The organism is Lonepinella sp. BR2474 (assembly GCF_051851555.1).
Taxonomy (GTDB): Bacteria; Pseudomonadota; Gammaproteobacteria; order Enterobacterales; family Pasteurellaceae; genus Lonepinella.
Map to the genome: position 1 here is coordinate 1 of NZ_JBPDVH010000017.1, position 778 is coordinate 778.

Sequence of the window (778 nt, forward strand, 5' to 3'; positions counted from 1 at the left end):
CATAATTAGGTATTTTCTTGCTGCTTAAGGTTGAATTTTCTGCCTGTAATGGTACACAGCCAGTTAATAGTAGCAGTAATAATATAAGTTTTTTCATTCGTTAGATCCCAAATCTATACTAAATCATCACCAAGAAAATCAACCACTTTCTTAAAATCTTCACACTTTTCAATATTTAATTTGTCTTTCGTAAAATAAAATCCTAAACCTTGCGTACCAGAGCTTCCCATAAACATAATAGTACGTATGATTGAAAATTCTTCATTATTCAATTTAGCATTAGAAACTGTGAGAGTTGTTCCCATATAGCCAAATTTATGTAAGAAATCTTCATCACGATCAACATCACAAAGCTCAGGTGTAAATTTCATATCTGAAATAGTGACATTTTTCATTTTGATATAATTCAGAAAATCTTTTAGACTTGCTATAGTTTTATGTTCTGGACCATCATCTATCAATATTCCACCTATATATAGAACATTTCTCTTACCCAATTTTTTCTTTTGCATTTTAGATAAATGCCAATAATATCCAGAAGTTCTAGATTTAATAGCTTTTCGAATAAATAATTCATTTGCAACATTTTTACCCGCTAAAAAATCAGCTAAATATTGCTCTGACTGACTTAAGTTAGTTTGGGCCAAAACACTGTTGGATAAAATGAATAATGATGATGAGATAAGTAAAGCGATTTTTTTCATACGAAACTCCAATGGATTATTTTTATATGCAGAGGTGTTTTAGTTGTTATGTCAATAACAACTAAAAGGATTAT

The 778-nt window shown here is 29.3% G+C and carries 1 protein-coding gene; it reads right to left on the minus strand.

What is annotated here, in order from left to right; genetic code table 11:
• Positions 1 to 113 precede the first annotated feature (113 nt).
• A complete protein-coding gene (locus tag ACTG7Q_RS10825; RefSeq protein WP_439243810.1) occupies positions 114 to 704 on the minus strand; it encodes a hypothetical protein in 591 nt (196 codons plus the stop codon).
• Positions 705 to 778 lie beyond the last annotated feature (74 nt).

Bases quoted from the DNA above. Each gene is read 5' to 3' on its own strand.
- ACTG7Q_RS10825 (WP_439243810.1), bottom strand. From the start codon at position 704: ATGAAAAAAATCGCTTTACTTATCTCATCATCATTATTCATTTTATCC.